Below are 21,448 nucleotides of genomic sequence, written 5' to 3' on the forward strand. Positions count from 1 at the left end.
ATACTGCATTCTTTTGCTGCACTTCCTGACGACAAGGCAACCTGCGTACCCGGGCTTCCACAATATTCCTTTACCGGGACATCGACGTTGACCACTTCTCCATCGACTGCTCTAATCGTACGCAGGAAAAATAAAGAATGGACAAGGATAGCTCGTGGTTCGGCTGTTAACCGTAGTTTTGTTGTCGTTAGTTTCTGCATGCTCTTTCAAAGCAAACAGTATCAAACAGGATGGGCACTACTCCCTTGCACCCGGCGAGGGACTTGTTCTGATAGGGGTGGAAACCAATATTGATCTGCTCAAGCTGACGGTCGTTGGCGAAGAGAATATTTTCCTGCCCTGGGAGGAGTTACAACAGGGAGATCGTTATCTTCTGGTGGAATTGCAGGCCGGGGACTACAAGTTTTCGCGGATTTCACTCACCAGCACCCATTACTACAGTGTTCATGGCGCAGGGTTCTCTTTCCGGGTAAGCCCCGGGACAGTGAATTACGTTGGCGATTTCAGGATTCAAAACGCGAATTGGTTTGGCGGCCCAGCCAGCTTCTCTCTCATAAACCAATCTTCACTGGCGCTGGAGTTCATGGAAGAGAACTTTCCCCAGGTGATGTCGACCATGCCGCTCACCTATGCCGGCCCCGGAACGGATGACTTCTTTAGATTTGCGCAGTCCCTCGGCGCAGAGGCCACCGGAGAAGGGCAATGAAGCAATTACTGTTTGTGCTTTTGCTTAGTGCAAGCTTTGGCTTTTGCTCTGCCGGGACGCTGGCGCAGCCTATTACTGGTGAAGATCTGTTCAAGCCCAACAGAATATCGCTGCCCGAACTCAGCCCCGGCGGAAAATACCTGGCGGCCTACCTGAACGAAGGGGATGAACGTGGCATATTCATCGTCGATGTGGCAACTGGAAAATACTACCCACTGCTGAATTTTGACCGGAACAACCGACTGCTGGGATTTACCTGGGTCGATGAAGACACTCTCTACGCGAATTACATGGTTTTCGAGCGCTTTTTTACGCAGGAGATAATTGATCTCACCCCATCCAATCTCGGTAAGAAGTCGCTCGGACATCGAATCCAGGAGCCGGGATATCTTCTTGATCCACTGCGGCATCAAAGCGACCAGATACTCTATGTGCGGACAGATGAAGATGGCGAGAACGAAATCGTTACCGCATCAGTCAGCAACATGCGTATTGGAAAATTCACTAAAGAGACTGCTTTCAAGCATCCGCATGAGGGGGCTTTGCGTTACAGTTATGACCCTGATTCTTCGACATACTTTTCATATCACTGGGACGAAGAGAAGGAGACCTCCAGCGTATGGTACCTGGAGCACAACCAGAACACCTGGAAACAGCTTTTCAGTAGCGCTGACCGCGATCTGCATTTCAAATGGCTCGCCAACCTGGGCAACCAGCAGTTTGCGGTGCTGACGAATGTCGCCTCGGATCGTATCGCCATTTACCACTACGATGCGCGCACCGGCGAATTTGGGCAGCCGCTCTATCTGCATGATCGTTACGACCTGGTCGATGCAGAAATTGACCGCTCGACCGGCGATGTGGTCTCGGTGTCATTTTTCGACCATGGCCGCTACAGCACCAAGTACCTGTTCAGCGACTCATCCCGGGACTTACACCTGCTGCAACAGGCTTTTCCGGGCAAGCAGATCCTGACTCTCTCGGTAGATAAGTTAAGTCATCAAAGGGTCGTTGGTGTATTTGCGGATGATGACCCCGGCACCATTTACCTGTTTGACCCCGCGACCCGGCGCGCCGAGCTCATTGAGTACATCAATCCGGCTCTGGTCGATACCAAGCTGGCCAGGACCGAAGTGATCTCGGTGGTTGCGGAAGATGGTATTGCACTAGAAGGCTTTCTAACCAAACCGCAATCCGGGAACAATGGCGTACTGCTGGTTATGCCCCACGGTGGTCCGATCGGTATGCGCGACTACAACGACTTCAACCCTGAAGTGCAGTACTTTGCCAGTCGCGGGTACTCCGTCCTGCGGGTCAATTTTCGTGGCTCCGCGGGATATGGCCGAACCTTCGCCGATGCAGGGAAAACACAGTTCGGCGAATTGATTGAGCGCGATATCGGGACGGTTGTAGACGCAGTCCGGGAACGCTTTGGTTACCGCCAGGCCTGTGCCATCGGTCTCAGCTATGGTGGCTATTCATCGGTGATGCTCACGCTGGCTGACCCGGACTTTTACCAATGCGCGGTTGCGATGTATGGCGTCTATGACCTGCCATTGATCTTCAGTGCAAGCAAGTTCAAGGCGAGCGAGTCCTTTCGCAAGACCATGTCTGAAATAATGGGCGATGACCTGGACGAATTGAAAGCCCGCTCTCCGCTGTATCTGGCTCATCGCCTGGAGCGCCCGATTTTATTGATTGCTGGTACCGAGGACGAAATCGCGGATTTTGAGCACAGCAATCGCATGAAATACACGCTGCAGGCACTGGGCAAGGAATTCGAATACCACTTCTACCCTGGCGAAGGCCACGGTCAATCCACCTACTATGGCGATCAGCATCAGTTTGCACTGATAGACGACTTTATCCGCCGCAAGCTCGGCCTGGATGATTTCACCAGTGGGACATTCTCAGCGATTGTAGCGGATGAAAGCCTGCGGCTGGCGCAGTCCTTTGATGATGATGGCTATTATCCCGATGCCCAGCGCGCGCAGTACTTCTATAGCAAGGCGGCCCGCGCAGGAAGCTTTGAGGCCAGGGAGAAGTTGGGGCTTGATTATTCAGATGCCACTTCTGAAGGTGAAGAATAGGGGAACTTTTCAGGCGCGGTATGCAGTGCAGGGCACCATACGCCACCCCTCGTTCCCCACTGCGGTGATAGACCACCTCCGGGCTACCGGCTTACCCGAACTTCCGCGCGACTGAAGCGGGTGGATAGCTCCGCAGTAAAGCGGTTCTGCGCTGTCGCCGCGACCAGGCGCAGGCGATCTCCCTCGGCCAGTGGCGCCGCCAGCGGCAACTGCCAACGGGTGGTATCGTCGTTGCTGCTGTGCATCGTACTCGGGGCAATACCATCGGCCGCACCCGCGGGAACGACGGCGACCGCAACCCCCTGCAGGCTGACACTGGAGGTCAGCACCAGCAGCGGTGCGTCGTCTGCGCGCACAACCTGCAGTTGCAGACTGACGTTGCCATTCACCAGTTCACAGGTACCGCTCGCGTAGCGGCAATTGCTTTTCTCCAGTAGCGGATAGACCTGCCCCGCCACCGCAGCCCGGGGCTGTTCACCTGCCAGCTGGCCGACACCGAACCAGGCCAGCAGTGAGAGCAACGGCGCAACCAGCAGGGCGATGACAACGTGCTTGTTGGTCAGCATGCGAGTTGCACTCCCGCCCGGCGCTTTAATGGTCCCGCGCCGCACTGGCGCCAGCCGGCACGCGGATGTTCTCGACCAGTTCCCGCACTGACGCCGGCGGCTGCGCAGTCACCCTCGATACAGCGAAGGCCACCGTGAAGTTGACGATAGCGCCAACCACACCAAAGGCATTGGGCTCGATGCCCAGGAACCAGTTCTCCGGTGAATCGCCGAGGAAAGCGGTGCCAGGCATGAACATGATGCCCTTGTGCTGGAACACGTAGAGCAGGGTCACACCGATCCCCGCCACCATGCCGGCGATGGCGCCCTCTCTGGTCACGGCCTTCGAAAAGATACCCATCATCAGAGCCGGGAAGATGGAGGACGCGGCCAGCCCGAAGGCCAGCGCCACAGTACCGGCGGCAAAGCCCGGCGGATGGAGGCCGAGATAGCCGGCACCGACGATAGCCACCGCCATGGCAATCCGGCTGGCCATCAGTTCGGCCTTTTCACTGATATCCGGCGCGATCATGCCCTTGAGCAGGTCGTGGGAAATGGACGATGAAATCGCCAGTAACAGACCCGCCGCAGTGGACAGGGCCGCCGCCAGACCGCCGGCCGCCACCAGGGCGATGACCCAGTTCGGCAAGCGGGCAATCTCCGGGTTGGCCAGTACGATGATGTCGTTGTCGACGGTGACCATTTCGTTGGTCCCGGCATTCGCACTGTACTGGATCAGGCCGTCGGCGTTCTTGTCCTCAAAGGCCAGCAAGCCGGTTTTCTCCCAGTTACTGAACCACTGTGGCCGCTCTTCGTAGGCCAGGTAATTGCCCGGCTGCGGCTCAATGGTCTGCATCAGGTTCAGTCGTGCCATGCCGGCCACGGCGGGGGCTGTGGTGTAAAGAATAGCGATGAACACCAGAGCCCAGCCCGCGGACGAGCGCGCATCTTTCACTTTCGGCACTGTAAAGAAGCGGATGATGACATGGGGCAGACCCGCGGTGCCGATCATCAGCGAGGCGGTGTAGGCGAACATGTTCAGTGTCGATAGTCTCTCGTGCGTTGTGTACCGGTCGAAGCCGAGTTCGGTCACCACCTGGTCGAGCCGGTCCAGCAGGTAGGTGTCGGTACCCGCCATGGCGCTGCCCAGGCCCAACTGCGGGATCGGATTACCGGTCAGCTGCAGACTGATGAAAACCGCCGGAATGGTGTAGGCGAGAATCAGCACGCAGTACTGGGCAATCTGGGTGTAGGTGATGCCCTTCATGCCGCCGAGCACTGCGTAGAAGAATACGATGATCATGCCGACATAGAGACCGGTGTCGTACTCCACCTCCAGGAAGCGGGAAAAGGCCACCCCCACGCCCTTCATCTGGCCGATGACATAGGTGACCGAGCAGATGATCAGGCAGATGACCGCCACCGCCCGCGCCGAGCGCGAGTAGAAACGATCGCCGATAAACTCCGGTACGGTAAACTTGCCGTACTTGCGCAGGTAGGGCGCCAGCAACATGGCGAGAATCACAAAGCCGCCGGTCCAGCCCATCAGGAATACAGAACCGCCGTAGCCCATGAAGGCGATCATTCCCGCCATGGAGATGAAAGAGGCTGCCGACATCCAGTCTGCAGCGGTGGCCATACCGTTGGCCACCGGGTGCACGCCGCCACCGGCGACGTAGAAGTCTTTGGTGGAGCCGGCCCGCGACCAGATGGCAATGCCGATGTACAGGGCAAAGGTCGAACCGACCACAATGTAGCTGAGTGTGCGCAGATCCATCTCAGGCACCCTGGTCTTCGTCGACCCCGAACTCGCGATCCAGGGCGGTCATGCGCCGGGTGTAATAGAAAATAAGGGCGACGAATACGTAGATCGATCCCTGCTGGGCGAACCAGAAGCCCAGCTTGTAGCCACCGATCTGTATCTGGTTCAGCGCATCCACAAACAGGATGCCGCAGCCGAAGCTGACGACAAACCAGATCACCAGGAGTTTGGCCATCAGCGCAAGATTGCGCTTCCAGTAGGCCGCGGCCTGTTGTTCTGTCAGCCTGGGCATAAGTGCGTCTCCTTTAGCTTTGTTATGACGAGAGTGCAGCACTATAACATCGTGGACCTTTCCCACGATTCGGCTTTGCCCGGGGCCGACCCTGAAAGGCCTATTTGACGGCCAGCAGCCATCGGCAATGCTCGCGGGCAATACAGCCACCGCGTTGATCAGGTGTAGAAAAAATCAGGCGTCAGGTGAGGTGCGCCGAAACCGGCGCCGGGTGTGTTGCGCTATCTCTCAAGCTCTACTCAAAGACCTCGTCTCCAGTCGGCTCGCGGTGCTCGGTGCGGTTTTCGGCAATGCGCAGCCGCGACAGTTCGTAGTACATCCGCCGTCGCGCGCGCCCCTGGTTGCCCAGCGGCCGATGCTCGTGCAGGCAGTGCCAGGGATTGATGGTCAGCTGGCGGGTGAAATCGAACTGGGCCGGGGTATTGAAAGTCTGCCGCGGAATGCGAATGGTGGCGGCAGAGATAAAGGGCGAAAGCTTCTCCGGCCAGCGCACCCCCGCATTCTCGATCGGCATGCGATGGGCGTCGGTCTGCAACTGCAACATCAGGTCGAACTCAACCCCTCCGGCGTCCAGCGTCCTGACCATGTTGTCCCGCAGGTAGTTGTCCGGCACCCGGCCGAAGGGCACGCCCGGAATGTCGCGGACCACCGGCGTCAGCGGCACAAAGGAATACTGCATCGCCTGGCCCTCTCCCAGCAGGTAGGGCACGCAGCTGTAGTAGCGCTGCCCGAGGGGGTTGTACTGGGTCTCGTTCCACAGGCCCTGCATCAGGAAATCGAGAAGGTGGGAGTCGAAGGGGTTGAGAAAGTAGTAGATGGGCATATTGCGCAGGCTCCAGTCCTGCAGCTTTGCGTTGTCCCTCGCGTTGCGGGTAACAAAGGTCGGCGTTACCACACCCATCATGTCCTGGGTGAAGCGCTCGTCGTCCATGATCTTTGGCCCCGGCACATCCATGATTTTCAGGGCCATGCTGCCAAAGCCGACATCCTGGATGTCCCTGGGTACATCCGGGCCGGGGCCGGAAAAGCGGATCCAGGCCGGGTAACTGCGCGCTGTGGCAAACAGACCCACCCGCATCCGGGCCGGCAGGTCATCGCGGATGACAACCGTGCCCCGCACCAGGCCGTGGGTCTTGGTGTTACCGCCACGCTCGAATTTTCCCGGCGCAAAGCGGCCCCGCATCTGCTGTGACATCAGCTGGATGATGTCGTCCAGCGCCTGCTCCTCCCATTCATAAATTCGCTCTTCGGCGATTTGCAGGCACTCGTCCTCGCGGCGGGCGTTGATCAGCCACTGCAGCACTACCGCTGCCGGTTCCCGCAGCAAGTGATTCACCTGGGGGCGGAAAAACGGTTCCAGGCGCCGCTCCACCTCCAGCAGTTTCACCAGCAGGCGATGCAGTGGCCGCAGCATTACTGCCCGCCCCCGGCGATAAAACGCAGGGCCCGCAGGCCCGGTAGGAAGAAGTACTCGCCGCCGCGCACCTGGACGAACTGCGGCAGACCCTCCACCCGGTCCGCGGGCCTACCGGCCCGGGGAATACTGAAGTGGTCGGTGGCAAGTCCGCCCGGCATGGGTTGGCGATGCCCCAGCAGAGGGTCTGACTCGTCCCGCAAGCCGGCAAACTTCGCACTGTCCAGCCAGGCGTTCTGCACAAACTCGAACTGGCGGGAAATGCTGGCGCCCAGGCAGACAAAGAGCAGGCCGCGCTCTTCCTCGGACGCCACACCGCCGGCTTCCGTCGCGAGTGCCTCCGCCACGCCCAGGGCGCCGCCGTAAATACGCCCCCGACGCAGCAGCCGGTGGAAGCGGGTTGCGGCAACGAGGTCATCCCGTCCCGACTGCGACCCGAAACCCAGTGTGCGCAACAACCGCTTCAAGATGCCGCTGCTGTGGGGCGGAAAATCCCCGGTCCGCGGGTTCGCCCGGCGCACGTGGGCGCCGAGGGGGCAGCGCTGCCCGGCTGGATCGTCGTCGTAGTCAAACGCGTTGAGACCCCTGGCCTCCAGCAGTGGCTCACCGTCGCGCTTGCGCCCGACCATCGCCTGGGCGAGTTGCTCGCGCCGGGTTTCATCGCCCTGCGCCACTCTGTCAAGGAACTGCCAGAATGCGGGGACATCCTGACTCAGCTGGCGCAGCACGAGATAGCTGCCGTTGCGGCCCAGGTCCTTCAGCTGCGGCTGTTCAGTGGCCTCGGGCAATACCGCTGCCGCCGGGCAGCGCGCGGGATCCAGCAGGGGCCGCCGGGTGTAGAGCCCGTACTCGTTGGGGTATCCCAGCAGAATTTCACCCGGCGCCAGGCGATTGCTGTAGGTACTGCGCCGGTGGCTGTCGACAGACCGATCACCCTGCCAGTCGATCTCCGGCTGGCTGATGCCGTCCACAAAGCCGAAATGCTCGCGCCCCGCCCCCAACTCGCCCGGCAATGCAATGCGGCGCTCGAAGGCCTGCTCAAAGGCGGCGTCGAACAGTTCCGACTGCCAATCCTCGATACGGGAATCGTCCGCGTACAGCAGCAACAGGACATGGGGCGCACTGGCGCCGGCGCCCCCCCAGCGCCACCGGCCGGGGTCGTTGGCACCGATGTCGCCAAGGCGCCGGCTGCGATTGCTGTCCCCGGCCATACCGGCATTGAACTCCGCCGAAAAGTCGCTGACGATCTCCCGGTCTATACCCAGCGCACACAGGCCCGCTGCGGAGAAGGCCAGCTGCAGTACCTGCGCGGGCCGCTCACCCCCGGCGGCGGCGCTGGTGACCGGCGCCTGCTGCAGCCAGGCCCGGGCGGCCTCCACGTCAACGATCCACAACAGGTGGAACACGCTGCGGGAAAGGTGCCCGTGACCAAAACGCACCAGCCCCTGCACGTCGTCGAAGGCCACTGCACTGCCTGGCGATGTCACAGCGGTCACCTCACAGCAGGCCGACCCAGTCACGGAGCACCTGTTCGCCGGGGCGGGCTTCCTCGAGCACGGCGCGAATCTGGTGATTGCGCGCCAGGTCCACCGCCGTCAGCCCCGGGTAGGCCTTGTACCAGCTTTCAGACGGCAGCTGGTTGCGGCGCAGCGTGGCCTTGTAATTGCCCTCGTGTTCGGCGCCCCCCTTGAGCAGGAAGCGCGTGCGCGGATAGCCGATGCCATTGCTGAACACCAGGTTCAGCCCCCAGGCCACCTTGTTGATGAAGTCGTCCATGTAGCTTTCGGCGCTGCCGTCGTAATTGCTGGCAAAGTAGACCCTGGCGTTGCCGTCCAGCAATACCCAGTGGGCGAAGTGAATCGTCCTGATGCGGGTGAGATAGCCGCGCCGGTAGATATGGCGTGAGGTGTAATCCAGCAACAGCAGGCCCGCCTTGATCGTCAGCAGCCGCAGCAGGCCCGGTTTCACCTGGCCGAACACGTTGAAGTGATTGGTGACATCAAAGTCCTCCACCGCCAGCAGGGCCTGCAGGTGCTGCGGTTCCGGCGGCCGGGTGTTTTCCGGGTCCGATCGCTCCAGCTGGCGCAGACGCCACAGGTAAAGCGGTGCAAGCAACAACAGCAGGGGCAGCAGCAACAGGCCCGCCAGCGGGATGGCCAGCAGGTGGACCAGATTGCCCAGCCACCAGCCGGCTGGCGTCGGCGCTGCAGGCGACAGCCGCAGACGCAGTTCAGCCACTTCCTCCAGCACCGCTTCGCGCAGGCGCCCGTGGACTGCGCGCGCGTCATCGGATTCACCCTGCGTCGCGGCCAGGTGGCGGCGTACAAAGCATGCCAGGGCTTCCTCCTCGCGCACCTGTTGCACGCTGCGACCGCGCCAGTTCACATAGCTGGCGGCGGGGCGACGGTTGCGCCGGCGCATCCACGGCAGCAGGTCATCGTACCCGGCGTCGAAGTCCCGACAGTGGGAAAAAATCTGCCGCAGGCCGTCACCGGCGCGCAGACAGAGTTCCGCCAGGAACCGGTCGGTATCGCCATCGACGTCAGCGATAAATACCAGGGTCGGGGGCCAGGGCCGGGGGCGCACGCCGTGTGCGCGGATATCGTCGTTGGTACGGGCATACAGCAGCGTAAAGCGCGCCATGTGCAGCTGGCCGAACTGGCCAAAGGGCACCAGCGGATTGTCGGGGTCCGCCTCACCGGGGCGCCGGTTCAGCGTCGCCAGCAATGCGCCCAGCGCGTTCTCACGACCGCTGGAGACAGGCGCCGCAATCATGAGGGTGGACTGGGGGGTCATCAGTCGCTCCGGGTCAGGGCGAAGTCGAGAATCCGGGTTTTCCCCCACCACACCTTGCCCAGGTACACACCGGGCTCCACTTCGCGGATTTCGTCGCGGATGTTGCGGGCCAGGAAGGAGGTGGTGCCGTAGTCGATGACAATGGTTTCGCGACCGTCCATCCAGCTGGCATCGCGGTAGACCTTGGCGACGATAAAGGTCAGCCCAAGTGGCAGGATCTTGTTCACCAGAATGCCCACTTCCTTGCCCGGCCCGTAAAGGTCAAACACCTTGCCCTGCCAGGCAAACAGGCGCGCCAGCCGCGCGTACCAGCGCGCCAGCAAGGCGCCGGCGACAATGGCAGTACCCCGGGTGTCGCCCTCGGGAATGGCCCCGGCCGAAGCCTGTCGGTAGACCTCGTCCAGTGACTCCCGGTCCATCGACAGCCATTTCTCCACCCGTTCCTGTGCGCTCATGGTTTCCCCCTGCGCCGGTTTTCAGCCTGCCGGAACTCGGCCAGCTCGGCGTAAACAGCAATCCGTACCCGGTTGATCCCCCCCAGCGGGCGATGGGCCGCCAGCGACTGCCAGGGGTTGAAGCTCATGGCCTCGCAGTCCCGGGAGCGCGCCCGGAAATCCTGGTCGGGCACGGTGATGCGGGCCACCGGTACAAAGGGAGACAGCTCCTCGTCCCAGATAACCGCCGCGTTTTCCACCGGCATGGCAAGTGGATCCCCCTGCCGCTGCACCAAGAACTCCAGGCACACCGGTTGCGCCGCGAGACGCGCCGCCATCGCCGCACTGAGAAAGTCTCCGCTCTTGTCGACCGTCACCTCCCGTCCGGTACCCGGACACTCCCGCACGCTGTACTTCACTGCCGTGCCCTCCCCGCCCAGCCGGAACGGGGTGGTGCTGTAGTAGCGCAGGGCAAAGGGATCATCCGTTTCAGTGCGTCCGCGCAACACCACCGGCAATGAGTACCAGTGCGCCGGGTTGAGGAAGTAACGCCACACCTGGCCGTCGCGGGTCGCCTCGATGAAGGACAGAAAATCCTCCGGGGTAGCGGCAAACAGGCGGGGATAGGAGTTCAGCAGAAAGTCCTGGGTACCCGCTTTGCCCCACAGCGGCTCGCCGCTAACGCCGCCCAGCTTGATCGACAGGCCGCGGAAGTCCTTGTCCCGGTCGTCGTGGGTGGTGGCATTGGCATAGCGCAGCGTGGCCGGGTAGCGCGCACCCGGCGCAGCGAACAGTCCTGCCGCGAGGGGGTCAGGCAGGTCGTCGAGCACCCTGAATTCACCGCGCACGCAGCCCAGCGTCTTGACCTGGTTGAAGCGATGCAGCAGGCCCTCGGGATCGCGTTGCAGGCTGATATCGCGGGTCGCCTCTATCATCGCCGCGGCGATGCGGGCCTCTTCACCGGACACCTTTTCCGCGCCCGGCGCCAGCGGCTCCACCCGCGGGCTGCAGGCGACGGTCAACAGGCCCAGCAGCGCGCCGGCCGGCAACCGGAGCCAGCGCTTCATGGCTGCCCGGCGCCGCCAAAGGCCGGGTCGTCGATGGCGTCCTGTCGCGGCTTCCAGCTGAGGTCGTAGTACTCCCCGCGATCCCTGGCCCAGGGGTCAAACACATTGACCACATGGCGCAGCTCCGACGCCAGCTCCGGCACATTGCGCAGCAGCAGCCGCTTCAGCGGCGATACCAGCGTGTGATGGCCGTTGGATTGCTCCGGTTCGTAGCAGTTTTTACCGCGCCCCTCCCGATCCTCGGGCGGATAGGGGCAACCCTCCAGGGAGCCGTTGTACAGCACCCAGTCATAACCGAGCTGGGAATAGAATTCGGGACGGAAACTAGAAGTAAAGAAGCGGTCGCTGAACAGCCGCCGCGACGCGTTGAGAATGAAAATGTGAAACTGCGTTTCGGAGATGGCGAATCCGTGGGGGCGGGTGTATTCCGCCAGCCAGCCGACCACCGTATCCACGTCTTCGATGTTGTCGACCACGCTGCCGTCCGGATGCCCGAGGCAGTCATTTATAAACTGCCCTTCGTCGTCGCGCTGGGCGGTGCTGATGATCTTCGAGGCATCGCAGGTGTGGGTGCCATACAGCGCCCGCAGCTTGTCGATCACGGCCTGCTGCTGTTTGCGGGCCGGGTCATCCGGCGCCAGGCGCTGGTCGATAAAATCATCAAAGCCGGACAGCGACTTCAGCCCGATCTGGCGGCGGAATTCGTTGAAGCGCGGCACGCCGCGTTCGCGGTCGCGCAGTACATCCAGCGCAACGATATCGAGTTGGCCGCTGGGTGATTCCAGGTGGGGCATCTCCAGGTTCTGCAGGAACAGCGGATGGTTCTGCAGGTGCAGCAGTCCCAGCCGCTGCCGCCCCATGCTGAGGGCCCAGTCCGCCAGGCCGTGCTCGCGCATCAACCCACTCGCCGCGCCTCTCACTGTCGCCACTACGGGAACGGAGCCGCCGATGCGATTCGGCTGCTCCGTATCGCGCATTTCGATAATGTCCGGCAGCAAGGGGTGCAGGCGATAGACGGTGGTGAACTCCTCGGGAAAATTGAAGGGTGCGCCAAAGTGATTGACCCCGCGGTTGAGGTCCGCCGGGTCAGTGATATCCCAGTCGCGCCCCATGCGATTGTTGAGCCCGAAAATGCCGGCCCCAGAGGCAAACACCGAGTAGATGGCGTTGTCCTTGTCGCCGCCGCCCTCCCTGCCAAGCTTGTCCGCCGCCTTCGCCGACACCTTGCTCGGCAGGTTGCGCTGGCGATCGAGTATCCGGTCCAGCACACGGGAAACCGGGTTTGCCTCGCCCACGTTGAACAGGCCGAACCAGTTGGAATTCATCGCCAGGAACAGGGGCTCGTCGTACAGCAACTGCGTGGTCCACTCGATGGTGTGGATCTTGGCGATCTCGGCCGCCACCACCAGGCGCGCCGCCTGGAAAATCTCCTCGTCGCTGACCTGCGCGTAGCGGATCACGTCGTTGGGCCGCGCGGGATTGCGCAGGCCCGAGTCGAGATCCGGCCGCTCCCGCTGCTGGTTGCGGAAGGCATCCACAAAGTGATTGTGCTCACGCACAAACAGGTTGTGGTAGAAACTCATGCCAATGCTCCAGTTGGCCGGGAAGGCCGCCACTTCCTGGCCCGACCACTGGCTTTGCATCGGACAGTCCGGAAGGCAGCTGGAAAACAGCGGCAGGTAACCCTCCGGTTGCAACAGCTTTGCCGGGTCGTCCGGATCGCGCAGGACACGCCGGGCAGAGACGTCATCGAAGCCGTATATCTGCGAAGCATCCCACCAGGCAGTGACCAGGTTCGGCGTGGTGGTGTGCGCCCGCTTCTGGTAGCTGGCGCCCCCGTGCTCGAAGGTCGGCGCCGGCCCTGTGGCGGCGGTAATAATACGCTCGGCGCGGTCGCCCGGCCGGCACCCGGTGGCCTCGGGATCATCGCAGCCCACCGCTTCCAGCCCCGGTCGGTTGCGGCCTTCCCGGGTGTGGGAAAACCAGTCGTGGGTCATGAACTGGATCCAGTAGGCGGCCAGCACATTGAAAAACGGCGCCGGCAGATAGTCGCAGGCGCTGCCCCTGCCGAGGTCGCAGTCCCCGGGGCTGCTCTGCTGGCGGGTAAACAGTTCGCGACTGATGCGCTGGGGATCGGGCTTCAGCAATCCGATGCGCAGGCCGTGCTCTTCGTCCCGGTGGCGATTCACCGCCAGCTCGTTCAGCTGCAGGCGCGGAAAGGTGGCATCAAAGGAAACGTTGCGCGCAAAGGGCGTGCCAGTCGCGCCGATCCTGGGGTTGAATACATCGTTGCAAATACCGGTCAGGGTGCGGTAGCGCACCAGTTCGCCGCTGCAGCGCTGCTCGCCCTCGCCGCCTACCGCGGCAAATGCCGGATCCGACGGCGTCAGGCGCATCTCCGGCCACACTTTGACATTGGGCCCGCTGACCCGGTCGTCGTCGGTGCCGCGCCCCTTCACATAGGTTTCGTAGGTGTCATTGTCGAACAGGTTGAACTTGATCAGCTCGATACGCTGGTACTCAAGATCCATCAGCGCGCCGTCAACGCCGCGGCCATCGGGCTTGATATGTTCGCCAATCAGGGTCAGCGGGCCATCCGGGTCCTCCCGGCTTGTCATATCGCCGGCGGCCCAGTAGTTGGCCCAATCGACCCAGGGAGTATGGCGGTAGTCCATCGCGCGCTGACCGCCGCGACAGCGCGCAGCGTCCTCTCCCACCTTGCCCAGGAAACGCCGGGAGCGATCGTCGGGGAAATCCCGGAACCCCGCCCGCAGCAGTGAGACACAGGCGGAGGTATCGGACTTGGCCTGCTCACCGGTTTTGTCACTGTCCTGTGACTCGGAACAGGCGCTCAACGCACCGGCCAGTACGACCGGAACAAGACAACGCGGGACAATGACTCTCATACACACCCCCCTCAACGCAAACCCCGGCGCCTCGCTGTGAGCGGTTGCCAGGCGTGTTATCGCAGGTGCTGTGGCCACTACATCAACGCAGCCCGGAGAAGCCTGGGTGCAAAACCACGCGACTGCTGATCACTAAAGGTAGTTCAAGGGCGATGGATTGCAAAAGGCACCTGCGCTTGTCACCTGGCGCTGGAGAGGCGTTAGCACCGGGTCTACACTCAACACTGCGCCGTGGCAAACCCGCAACCGGAAACGGCAATGACCTGCGAAAAAGGAGGCCGCGCATGGCACTGGAACTGCACCTCCAGGATGCGCGGATTCGTCGCATCATTACCCACCCCGAAGACGACAACCGGATCTGGCAATCCGATCTGGCGCGCTTCCTCGACGGCGATCCGCAACTGACCCGCGCCTCGGCGGGCGAGGCGGCCATCTGTGCCGTGCAACGCCTGATGGTCTTCCTAGGCTACTCCACCGCCGCATCCGGCGCCTTCCTTATAGACGGCGACTTCGGGCGCGGCACCAACCGCGGCGTCGCTCAGTTCCAGGTCGAGCACGGCCTGACACGGACTGTCAGCCGCAAAGCCCTGTGCTATCCCTGCCGCTGGAATACCGCCAGCCGCCTGATCACCGCCATTCCCGATTGCACGCTGTCGGTCGCGACCCTGGAACGCATGGCCGAGGTGGCCATCGAGCGCACGGAGCGCTGCGACATCATGACCGGCAACTTCGACGATGCCATTTTCCACCTGAATGCACTGCACAAGCGGAACTACCTGGATTGCCGCGGCATTCTCGCACGCTATGGTGAACTCGCCCGACACGCCTGTCTCGCCATTGCCCGCGACGACGGTATTGCCGTGCAACCCGAGTGGGTGCTGTCCATCATCCGCCAGGAAACCGCGGGCGTTATCCGCCCGCGTTTCGAACAGCACTATCTGTCACGACTGAATGAGCAGCACCCGCGAGAATCCCTGCAGGAACTGCGCATGCGTTCCATGAGCCTGGGGCTGGGGCAAATCATGGGGGAGAACTTCCAGCGGGTTGGCGCTGCCAGCGCCAGCGCCCTGTTCACTGCACCGGTGGCGGAACAGGTCGCCTTTGTCGCGCGCTTTCTGCGTGGCAGGGCCGACAGCGTTACCTGCGCCGTGCCCGGCGAAGCCGACTTCCGCCGGGTTGCCCGCTATTACAACGGCCCGGGCTACGAAGCCCACCGCTACCACGAACAGCTGGCGCGCTGGTTCCGCGAGTTCCGCCTGCTCCTGCACCCGGCAACAGCGGACGCGGCATAGCCACTGCGGCCAGGCGCCCCGGATCAATGTCCCTTTTCTGTTACCGGAGGGTGTTCCACCACCCACTGCTCGGCGCGAGTGAACCACCCGCGCAGCTGCTCACCGCGTTTCAGGTTGCGTTTGGACAGGGCGCGCTTGAGTTCCGCCAGCAGTTCCTCATTGACCACATTCAGCGGCAGGTCCAGCAGATTCTGGTCGCCCTTCAACAGGTGATTGACCGCCATCCTGGAAAGCTTCCAGTGATCCCTGGCCCAACTCGGCAGCGGCTCCGGGTCGCGCTCGATACAGCCGTGCTCGTCGGTACAGTGATAGAGGCTCTGCCGATCCAGATGCAAGCGCCTGCAGAGGGAGTCAGTCACGTAGTGGAAGCGATTCGCATCGTGGCGGGAGGCCGCCATGGCCGGCGGCAATGAAAACCAGCTGCGCAAACCCTCGGTAAGGTAGCGTCGTCCCACTGCGACCATTTCATCCAGTTCAAACTTGGAGACACCCACAATGGGCAGGTCCAGCCGCCTGGCCAGGCTCTGCAACAGGCGGTACATGGCCTGCTCCTCGCAGTAGCCGGCGTTGGTGATGTTGGGTAGAGGACTGGGCAGGTCAGAGGGATTGACCCCGGGCCCGCGAATGGGGTGCAGGCGCTCACGCAACCAGGCGGCTCCCATCTCAATTGACACCCAGTGGGAGCGGAGACTGTTGCTGGTTACGATCGCCACCACCGCCTGTGCCAGCTGCAATTCCTCGCGCAGGGTTTCCATCGAGGCCTCTCCGACGTTGATGTTCTCAACCGAGGTACAACGGATATCCTCGCCGGACAGACCCAGGCCACATTGCAGCCATTTGTACAGGGGTTCGACCAGTTCCCTGTCGCTCTCCGAGTGGGATATAAAGATTTTGACCACGCGACGGCTCCTCCCAAGAACCTGTCCGGGCAACGCTCGGCCCCGGCTCCTGATGAAAACAAGTGTAGATCAAGGCCAGCCGTAGTAAACGCGCCAAGTCGCACTATACTTGCCGGTAACAGGTGCCTGTACGCCTGCGTGAATCACCCGGGGTTTGTCCCGCCATGCGCAAGGAAGTCGAACAGCAAGAAGCCTCGGCCGCGGATGCCATCCAGGCGGTATCTGACGCCGGCCTGAAACGCCTGGGACTGCACGACCGCATTGCCGCCACCCTGCGCATACCCCGCTGGCTGCTGTTTGCCCTGGAAGCTGTCCTGTTGCTGTCCCTCTGCATCTACCTCTGGCTCGCCTCCCGGCCGCTGCCTATTGCGGACTCCCCGGTCGCTGTCCTGCTGCCCAGCGAGGACGCGTTCAGCGTGAGGGGCAATATGGAGCGCCAGCGGGAAGGCTTCCTCAAGGCCTGGGAGGAAAACCGCGTCGAGCCGCGCCTGCGCTACTACCAGTTCCCCCTGCAAAACGGCCGGAAAGACCAGGTGACCCCGCTTCCACCCGACCCGGCCTCCGCGCCGCCACTGGAAGACCTGAACCAGCTGATGCTGCAATTGCAGGCGTGGTATGACGAAGGGGTCCGGGTATTTATCGTCACTATGAGTGGCAGCGCCCTGAGCTTGCGCGACCGCTTCAAGCAGTGGGCCGGGGACATGCCGGATGACGAAAAGCCGATTCTGATCGCCACCGTTGCCAGCGCTCCCGACATCGCAGACAGCAAGCACGGCATCTTTCGCCACTATATCCGCTCGGAGGACGAGTCCTGGATCTTCTCGCGCTATATCGACCAGCGCGCCGGAGACAGGGATTTCGAGGTCATCCTGATACAGATCGAGGACGCCTACGGCGACCACGCCAGGCGGACACTGCTGAACAACGGCCTGGCGCTGAAATCCACCGTTGTGATCCCGACCAGGTTGGAGCGCAGCGACTACCCCGGACAAATCCGGCTGGACTTCACGCCCGATAGCGACAGCTATAAATTTGTCGTTGTGGTGGGATACGGCGATATGATCGAAACCACGCTGGAAGTACTGCGGCAAATGGAGGAGAGCCACGATGCACAGCACGGCGCACGCCTGATTGAGGAAGTGCTTGTTGTTTCGACCTTTACCGAGCCCCTGTGGCAACCGACGCGCAGCCTGTTCAACCGTTCCCTCTACAAGCGGGTACGCACCCTGGGCCCGGTGATGGGAGACCGGGGGCGGCGGGGCATTGGGGTGGTCTACCAGTTTTCCCTGCTGACCCTGGACAAGGCCATCTTCTGTGCGCGGCGCCAGGGCAACGAATGGCGCGGGCTGCAGAAATTCAGCGCCTGCTGGGAGCGATCCGACAGCTTCTCCAGTTCCACCGCCAGGGACCTGGGCCCCATTATCGAATTACTGGCCAACGGAGACACCCATATTCCCCTGCAGGTGCTGGAGCCGCACGAGCTCTAGCAGGCGATTGCCACACGCGGCTAGCCCTCCTTCAAATAGACTGCTGAATCGCTGACGACTACCCCCGCTGCTCGCAGCTCATCGAGGGTTTTGCCGGCATCACCCGGGTTCAGATTGACCGCGCGGGTGGCGTCGACCAGCACCGTCGCCCCCAGGCCGATGCGCCGGGCGTCGAGGGCCGTGTACTTCACACAGTAATCCAGGGCCAGGCCAACCACCACGACATCGGTAACGCCCCGCGATATCAGGTAATCCCGCATCCCGGTATCGCCGCGGCGGTCGTTGTCGAAAAAGCCACTGTAACTGTCCACGCCGGGGTTAAGGCCCTTGCGAAAGACCCGCTCGATACGCTGCTGGTCCAGCGCTGCCGCCAACTGCGCGCCGCGGCTGTGCTGCACGGCGTGATCCGGCCACAGTACCTGGCGCAAGCCGTTCAGCTCAATCACCTCACCCACCCGGTGGCCGGGATGGGCGCTGGCGAAGCTGCCGTGGCCCGGCGGATGCCAGTCCTGGGTCGCCACCACCAGGTCGAACTGCGCCTGCAGCGCATTGATTAGGCCGATGATCTCATCCCCCCCGCTGGTGGCCAGGGCGCCGCCGGGTAGAAAGTCGTACTGCACATCGACAATGATCAGGGCGCTGCGCCCCTCGCGATCCGGCCCCGGGTCGGTGCCGCTGCAGGCGGCCAGCAGGAACAGGCAGGCCAGCAGGCCGGTGACGAGGTTTCGCTTCATGGCTCGGGTCGCTCCAGGTTGGGAATCGCTGCGACAGCGGCGGTCAGTGTTTCCAGCATGACGTCGGTGAAAGCGGAAAAACACACCCGCTTGATCGCGGAGGCCGGATTGAGCTCCAGGTAGTCGACGGCCGCCCCGATCTGGCGGGCAGCGAGATCGGCGAGGTCGCCACCGGCGGTACCGGTGCCCATAATGGCAAACAGCATGGATTCCAGGTGCAACTCGCGAAAGCGGCTGGCGTCGGCCATCTGCAGGGCGTTGCGCACACAGCGCTCGATGCCGGCAATGGGCCGGTAGCCGAAGCCCAGCTCTCCCTCCACCGAGGCCACATGAAACACCGCTTTGACGTTGTTGGTCTGGGCCAGAAGGCCGGGCCCGGTGGGCACCACCGCTGCCTTCTCCACCCGCCCGGCACCGCCCAGCGCCGCCGCCAGTTCCAGCGCCACGGTGTCCTTCTCGATATCGCCGGTGATCGACTTGGTCGCGCCGAGGTAGCGAATCAGGCCTGACACCGAGCGCTCGTAGAAGCGCGCCATCTGCATGTTGGTGTTCTCCGAGTTGACCCAGACATCACAGTGCTTGATGTCGCGCCAGTCTCCCGCCACCAGACAGATTTCTTTCTCCGGCTGCGCGACCAGCCGGTAGGGATAGATGTGCGTATCCCACAGAAAGCGCGGCTTGCGCTCGCAGATGCTGGGGCCACGCTCGACCCGCAAATCCGGCAGTACATCGTAGACCAGACTGTCACTGTGCTGCGGCTGGCTGCGGGCATTATTCAGGAAGGCCTGCAGGCGGCGCTGGAATTCACGGCGTTTGTCACCGTCTCCCAGATCGTAGTCGATGCAGTTGAAGCCCTCGATATTAAAGGGTGACTCCGTTCCCTCGCGCCGGATCAGGACAGTGCCCGAGGGTTTCAGGGCGTGGCGCACACCCAGTTCGTAGAACACATTGGGATTGAGCGTACTGATATCCACCACCGCCAGCGGCGCCTCGGCGATGTGCTTGATCATGGTCGAGTGAATCCAGCCTGCCTCGGAGATTTCATCGCAGCGCAGTGCCTCGACTCCCTCCATCTGGGCGATGGCGTCCTTGATCAGGAATTCATACAGATCGTCAAAGGAAAACGCCCGCCCGCTGGCGTCCTCCTTGATCCCGAAGGGCATGATCACAAAGCAGGTCTGGGTCATGGCATCCTCACTCCTGTCACTCCCCCGGCGCCGCTGTGGCGCGATAGGTCTCTTCGAATTCGCGGCGCGCAATCCGGTAGATTTCATCCAGCGCCGGCCAGGGCGCGGCCAGCATGTCCCCCGCCCGGGCGACCTGCGGCCTGCCCCAGGGCGCAACAATGTGGAAACTGGCTCCCACCCCGAGCAGCGCCTGCAAGCCGGGGTCGATTTCCAGCGCCAGAATTTCGCCAAAGGCGTCGTAGAGCGCCCAACCGGCGCCGGCGTCCTCCACCCGGCGATAGCGAGCGGCGAAGCTCTGCCGCCGCATCAGGTAACGCTCGCCGGCGGCGGTGAGGTTCTGCACCAGCAGGTGATCCTCGCCGGCCCGATTGCGGGTCTCCTCGCCGTCGGCGGTAACGGTGACCACTTCCTCCCCCGGCCTGGCCGGGCGCGCCCGCACCTGCAGGAACTTGCGGTAGCGCCGGCCGCGGCTGCGGATTATCGGCAGCACGCTGGCCAGCAGGCGGGCCTGGGGCAGCGGCGGGCAGTCTGGATCGGGGGCGGCATCGGACACGGTCGCTTTCCTGGCGGGCCGGAGGCAGTTGTTAAAAGGCTAGCTCAGGGGCGCGACCTTGTCGTGTCGCGGTTTGCGTCCGCGCTGCCATAGCGCCGCGCCAGTCGCGCTATGCGCTCCGCGTGGAGCCGTTCGACAGCAGGCAACTGGGCGCCAAGGGCCGTCAGCAACTGCGCATCGTCGGCCTCGATGGCGATCACCCCGGTCTGGTCTTCGAGGTCGGGAAACATGGCGTAGGGATCGCCAAAAGCGAGCAGGGGCTTTTTGATCTGCGCCAGGATGGACTGCAACTCGGCTGGCACGCTACCTCCGGAAAGATCGACCACCACGAATTTTGACAGGCCGGCCATGGTTACCACGGTTTCCGTCAGGCTCAGGTTGTCGGGGCGGGCGAAGTCGAAAATCATCGCCATGTAGCCCTGCTTTTGAAACCAGTCGCGGACAAGATAGAGCCGCTCCAGCCCGCCATTCTGGAAGCGCCCCAGCAGGAGCACACCGCGGTCATTGAGAATGTTGAGGGTGTCGCGCATCTTGCGATGGTTGCTCAGGTAGTACACGAACTGGGCCAGTTCGATGTCATCGACCATCAGGGGAATAGTGCCGCCGGCAATCAGCTCCGTATAAAGTTCGTAGGTTTTCTCGATCACCAGGCGGGACTGCTCGGTTTGCTCGGCCACTTCCATGTCCCAGGCCGCGATACCGTAAACCACCGTTTCGACAATGCGCTCGACCCGGAAATTGGCGCCCACCAGATTGACCCGGTTGAGATTGCAGTTCACAAAGCTGGCCCCTTCAAAGCAGGCCCCGGTAAAAATCGTCTTGTTAAAGCGGGTGTCGCGAAATTCTGCACCGCTGAAGTCGGCACGGGAGAAATCCCCCTCTTCGAAATGGGCGCCGACAAAGCGGGTATTGCGCAGCTGCAACCCCTCCGCAAAAGCGTTGTAGATAGATACGCCGGACAGGTCCATGCCGCTGAAGTCGACACGGTTGCGACCCTTGATTTGCAGACCACCCGGCCCGGGGCAGTCGTACCAGCTCGGGGCGGAGAAGCTCAGCCGGCCCGGATGCTGTTGCCGCCAGGTATTCCAGCTGGCAGCGCCCTGCATCAGCATTGTCGTTGCCACTGCCTCGGACATGGGTAAGCCTCCCTCGATTCGACCCCTAAGCCAGCCTCCGGCAAGTATAGTCCCTCGCTGCAGTGGCCCTGCACGCCACGCGCTGCGCCTGCTGGCGCGCCGGGCGGTTCGACAGATACCAGACCCTGGCCTATGTTGATGGCAGACA

The 21,448-nt window shown here is 62.4% G+C and carries 18 protein-coding genes; 4 read left to right on the forward strand and 14 right to left on the reverse strand.

Translation table 11 applies throughout. The features are described from left to right. Positions 1–277 precede the first annotated feature (277 nt). Both FVW59_RS13795 and FVW59_RS13800 read left to right on the forward strand, forming a co-directional pair. Positions 278–706 carry a hypothetical protein gene (locus FVW59_RS13795; RefSeq protein ID WP_148064938.1) on the forward strand — a complete coding sequence of 143 codons (429 nt, stop codon included), beginning with the start codon at positions 278–280 and terminating at the stop codon, positions 704–706. Next, positions 703–2,796, forward strand: a complete 2,094-nt coding sequence (locus tag FVW59_RS13800; RefSeq protein ID WP_148064939.1) for an alpha/beta hydrolase family protein — start codon at positions 703–705, stop codon at positions 2,794–2,796. Before FVW59_RS13795 ends, FVW59_RS13800 begins: the two co-directional genes overlap by 4 nt. 83 nt (positions 2,797–2,879) lie before the next feature. Here FVW59_RS13800 and FVW59_RS13805 read toward each other — a convergent pair whose 3' ends face one another. From FVW59_RS13805 to FVW59_RS13845, 9 genes are all read right to left on the reverse strand, one after another. Further along, positions 2,880–3,362 carry a hypothetical protein gene (locus tag FVW59_RS13805; protein ID WP_148064940.1) on the reverse strand — a complete coding sequence of 161 codons (483 nt, stop codon included), beginning with the start codon at positions 3,360–3,362 and terminating at the stop codon, positions 2,880–2,882. A 25-nt stretch (positions 3,363–3,387) separates the two neighbouring features. Continuing rightward, the gene (locus tag FVW59_RS13810) at positions 3,388–5,118 is read right to left on the reverse strand and encodes a sodium:solute symporter family protein (protein WP_148064941.1); all 1,731 of its coding nucleotides are present in this window, start codon (positions 5,116–5,118) and stop codon (positions 3,388–3,390) included. A 1-nt stretch (position 5,119) separates the two neighbouring features. Further along, a complete protein-coding gene (locus tag FVW59_RS13815) occupies positions 5,120–5,395 on the reverse strand; it encodes a DUF4212 domain-containing protein (protein WP_148064942.1) in 276 nt (91 codons plus the stop codon). Positions 5,396–5,630: 235 nt separating this feature from the next. Next, complete coding sequence (locus tag FVW59_RS13820; protein WP_148064943.1) at positions 5,631–6,809, reverse strand: catalase family protein; 1,179 nt, start codon at positions 6,807–6,809, stop codon at positions 5,631–5,633. Continuing rightward, positions 6,809–8,296, reverse strand: coding sequence for a Dyp-type peroxidase (locus FVW59_RS13825; protein WP_222711519.1), 1,488 nt, complete (start codon positions 8,294–8,296; stop codon positions 6,809–6,811). The genes FVW59_RS13820 and FVW59_RS13825 overlap by 1 nt, the downstream gene beginning before the upstream one ends. A gap of 10 nt (positions 8,297–8,306) precedes the next feature. After that, complete coding sequence (locus FVW59_RS13830) at positions 8,307–9,605, reverse strand: hypothetical protein (RefSeq protein WP_148064944.1); 1,299 nt, start codon at positions 9,603–9,605, stop codon at positions 8,307–8,309. Next, positions 9,605–10,060 carry a hypothetical protein gene (locus tag FVW59_RS13835; protein WP_148064945.1) on the reverse strand — a complete coding sequence of 152 codons (456 nt, stop codon included), beginning with the start codon at positions 10,058–10,060 and terminating at the stop codon, positions 9,605–9,607. Before FVW59_RS13835 ends, FVW59_RS13830 begins: the two co-directional genes overlap by 1 nt. Continuing rightward, positions 10,057–11,106 (reverse strand): catalase family protein, encoded by a 1,050-nt coding sequence (locus FVW59_RS13840; protein WP_148064946.1) that lies wholly within the window; start codon positions 11,104–11,106, stop codon positions 10,057–10,059. Before FVW59_RS13840 ends, FVW59_RS13835 begins: the two co-directional genes overlap by 4 nt. Then, positions 11,103–14,012, reverse strand: a complete 2,910-nt coding sequence (locus FVW59_RS13845) for a peroxidase family protein (RefSeq protein WP_148064947.1) — start codon at positions 14,010–14,012, stop codon at positions 11,103–11,105. The genes FVW59_RS13840 and FVW59_RS13845 overlap by 4 nt, the downstream gene beginning before the upstream one ends. 284 nt (positions 14,013–14,296) lie before the next feature. Between FVW59_RS13845 and FVW59_RS13850 the strand changes: the two genes are divergently transcribed. Further along, entirely contained in the window at positions 14,297–15,304 is a 1,008-nt protein-coding gene (locus FVW59_RS13850) for an N-acetylmuramidase domain-containing protein (protein WP_148064948.1), read from the forward strand. A 23-nt stretch (positions 15,305–15,327) separates the two neighbouring features. Here FVW59_RS13850 and FVW59_RS13855 read toward each other — a convergent pair whose 3' ends face one another. Further along, positions 15,328–16,203: a toll/interleukin-1 receptor domain-containing protein gene (locus FVW59_RS13855; protein WP_187275888.1), complete on the reverse strand. Its 876-nt coding sequence runs from the start codon at positions 16,201–16,203 to the stop codon at positions 15,328–15,330. Between the two features lie 164 nt (positions 16,204–16,367). On the opposite strand from FVW59_RS13855, the gene FVW59_RS13860 reads away from it, so the two are divergent. Continuing rightward, a complete protein-coding gene (locus FVW59_RS13860) occupies positions 16,368–17,690 on the forward strand; it encodes a hypothetical protein (protein ID WP_148064950.1) in 1,323 nt (440 codons plus the stop codon). A gap of 20 nt (positions 17,691–17,710) precedes the next feature. Here FVW59_RS13860 and pncA read toward each other — a convergent pair whose 3' ends face one another. From pncA to FVW59_RS13880, 4 genes are read right to left on the reverse strand one after another with little or no spacing between them, the layout of a single operon-like run. After that, positions 17,711–18,424, reverse strand: a complete 714-nt coding sequence (gene pncA / locus FVW59_RS13865; protein ID WP_148064951.1) for a bifunctional nicotinamidase/pyrazinamidase — start codon at positions 18,422–18,424, stop codon at positions 17,711–17,713. Continuing rightward, entirely contained in the window at positions 18,421–19,611 is a 1,191-nt protein-coding gene (locus tag FVW59_RS13870; protein ID WP_148064952.1) for a macro domain-containing protein, read from the reverse strand. Before FVW59_RS13870 ends, pncA begins: the two co-directional genes overlap by 4 nt. Before the next feature lie 16 nt (positions 19,612–19,627). Beyond that, complete coding sequence (locus FVW59_RS13875; RefSeq protein WP_148064953.1) at positions 19,628–20,164, reverse strand: hypothetical protein; 537 nt, start codon at positions 20,162–20,164, stop codon at positions 19,628–19,630. Between the two features lie 44 nt (positions 20,165–20,208). After that, a complete protein-coding gene (locus FVW59_RS13880) occupies positions 20,209–21,300 on the reverse strand; it encodes a pentapeptide repeat-containing protein (RefSeq protein WP_148064954.1) in 1,092 nt (363 codons plus the stop codon). Between the last annotated feature and the right edge of the window lie 148 nt (positions 21,301–21,448).

The sequence above is a fragment of the Parahaliea aestuarii genome, assembly GCF_008064635.1.
In the GTDB taxonomy this organism is placed as follows: domain Bacteria; phylum Pseudomonadota; class Gammaproteobacteria; order Pseudomonadales; family Halieaceae; genus Parahaliea; species Parahaliea aestuarii.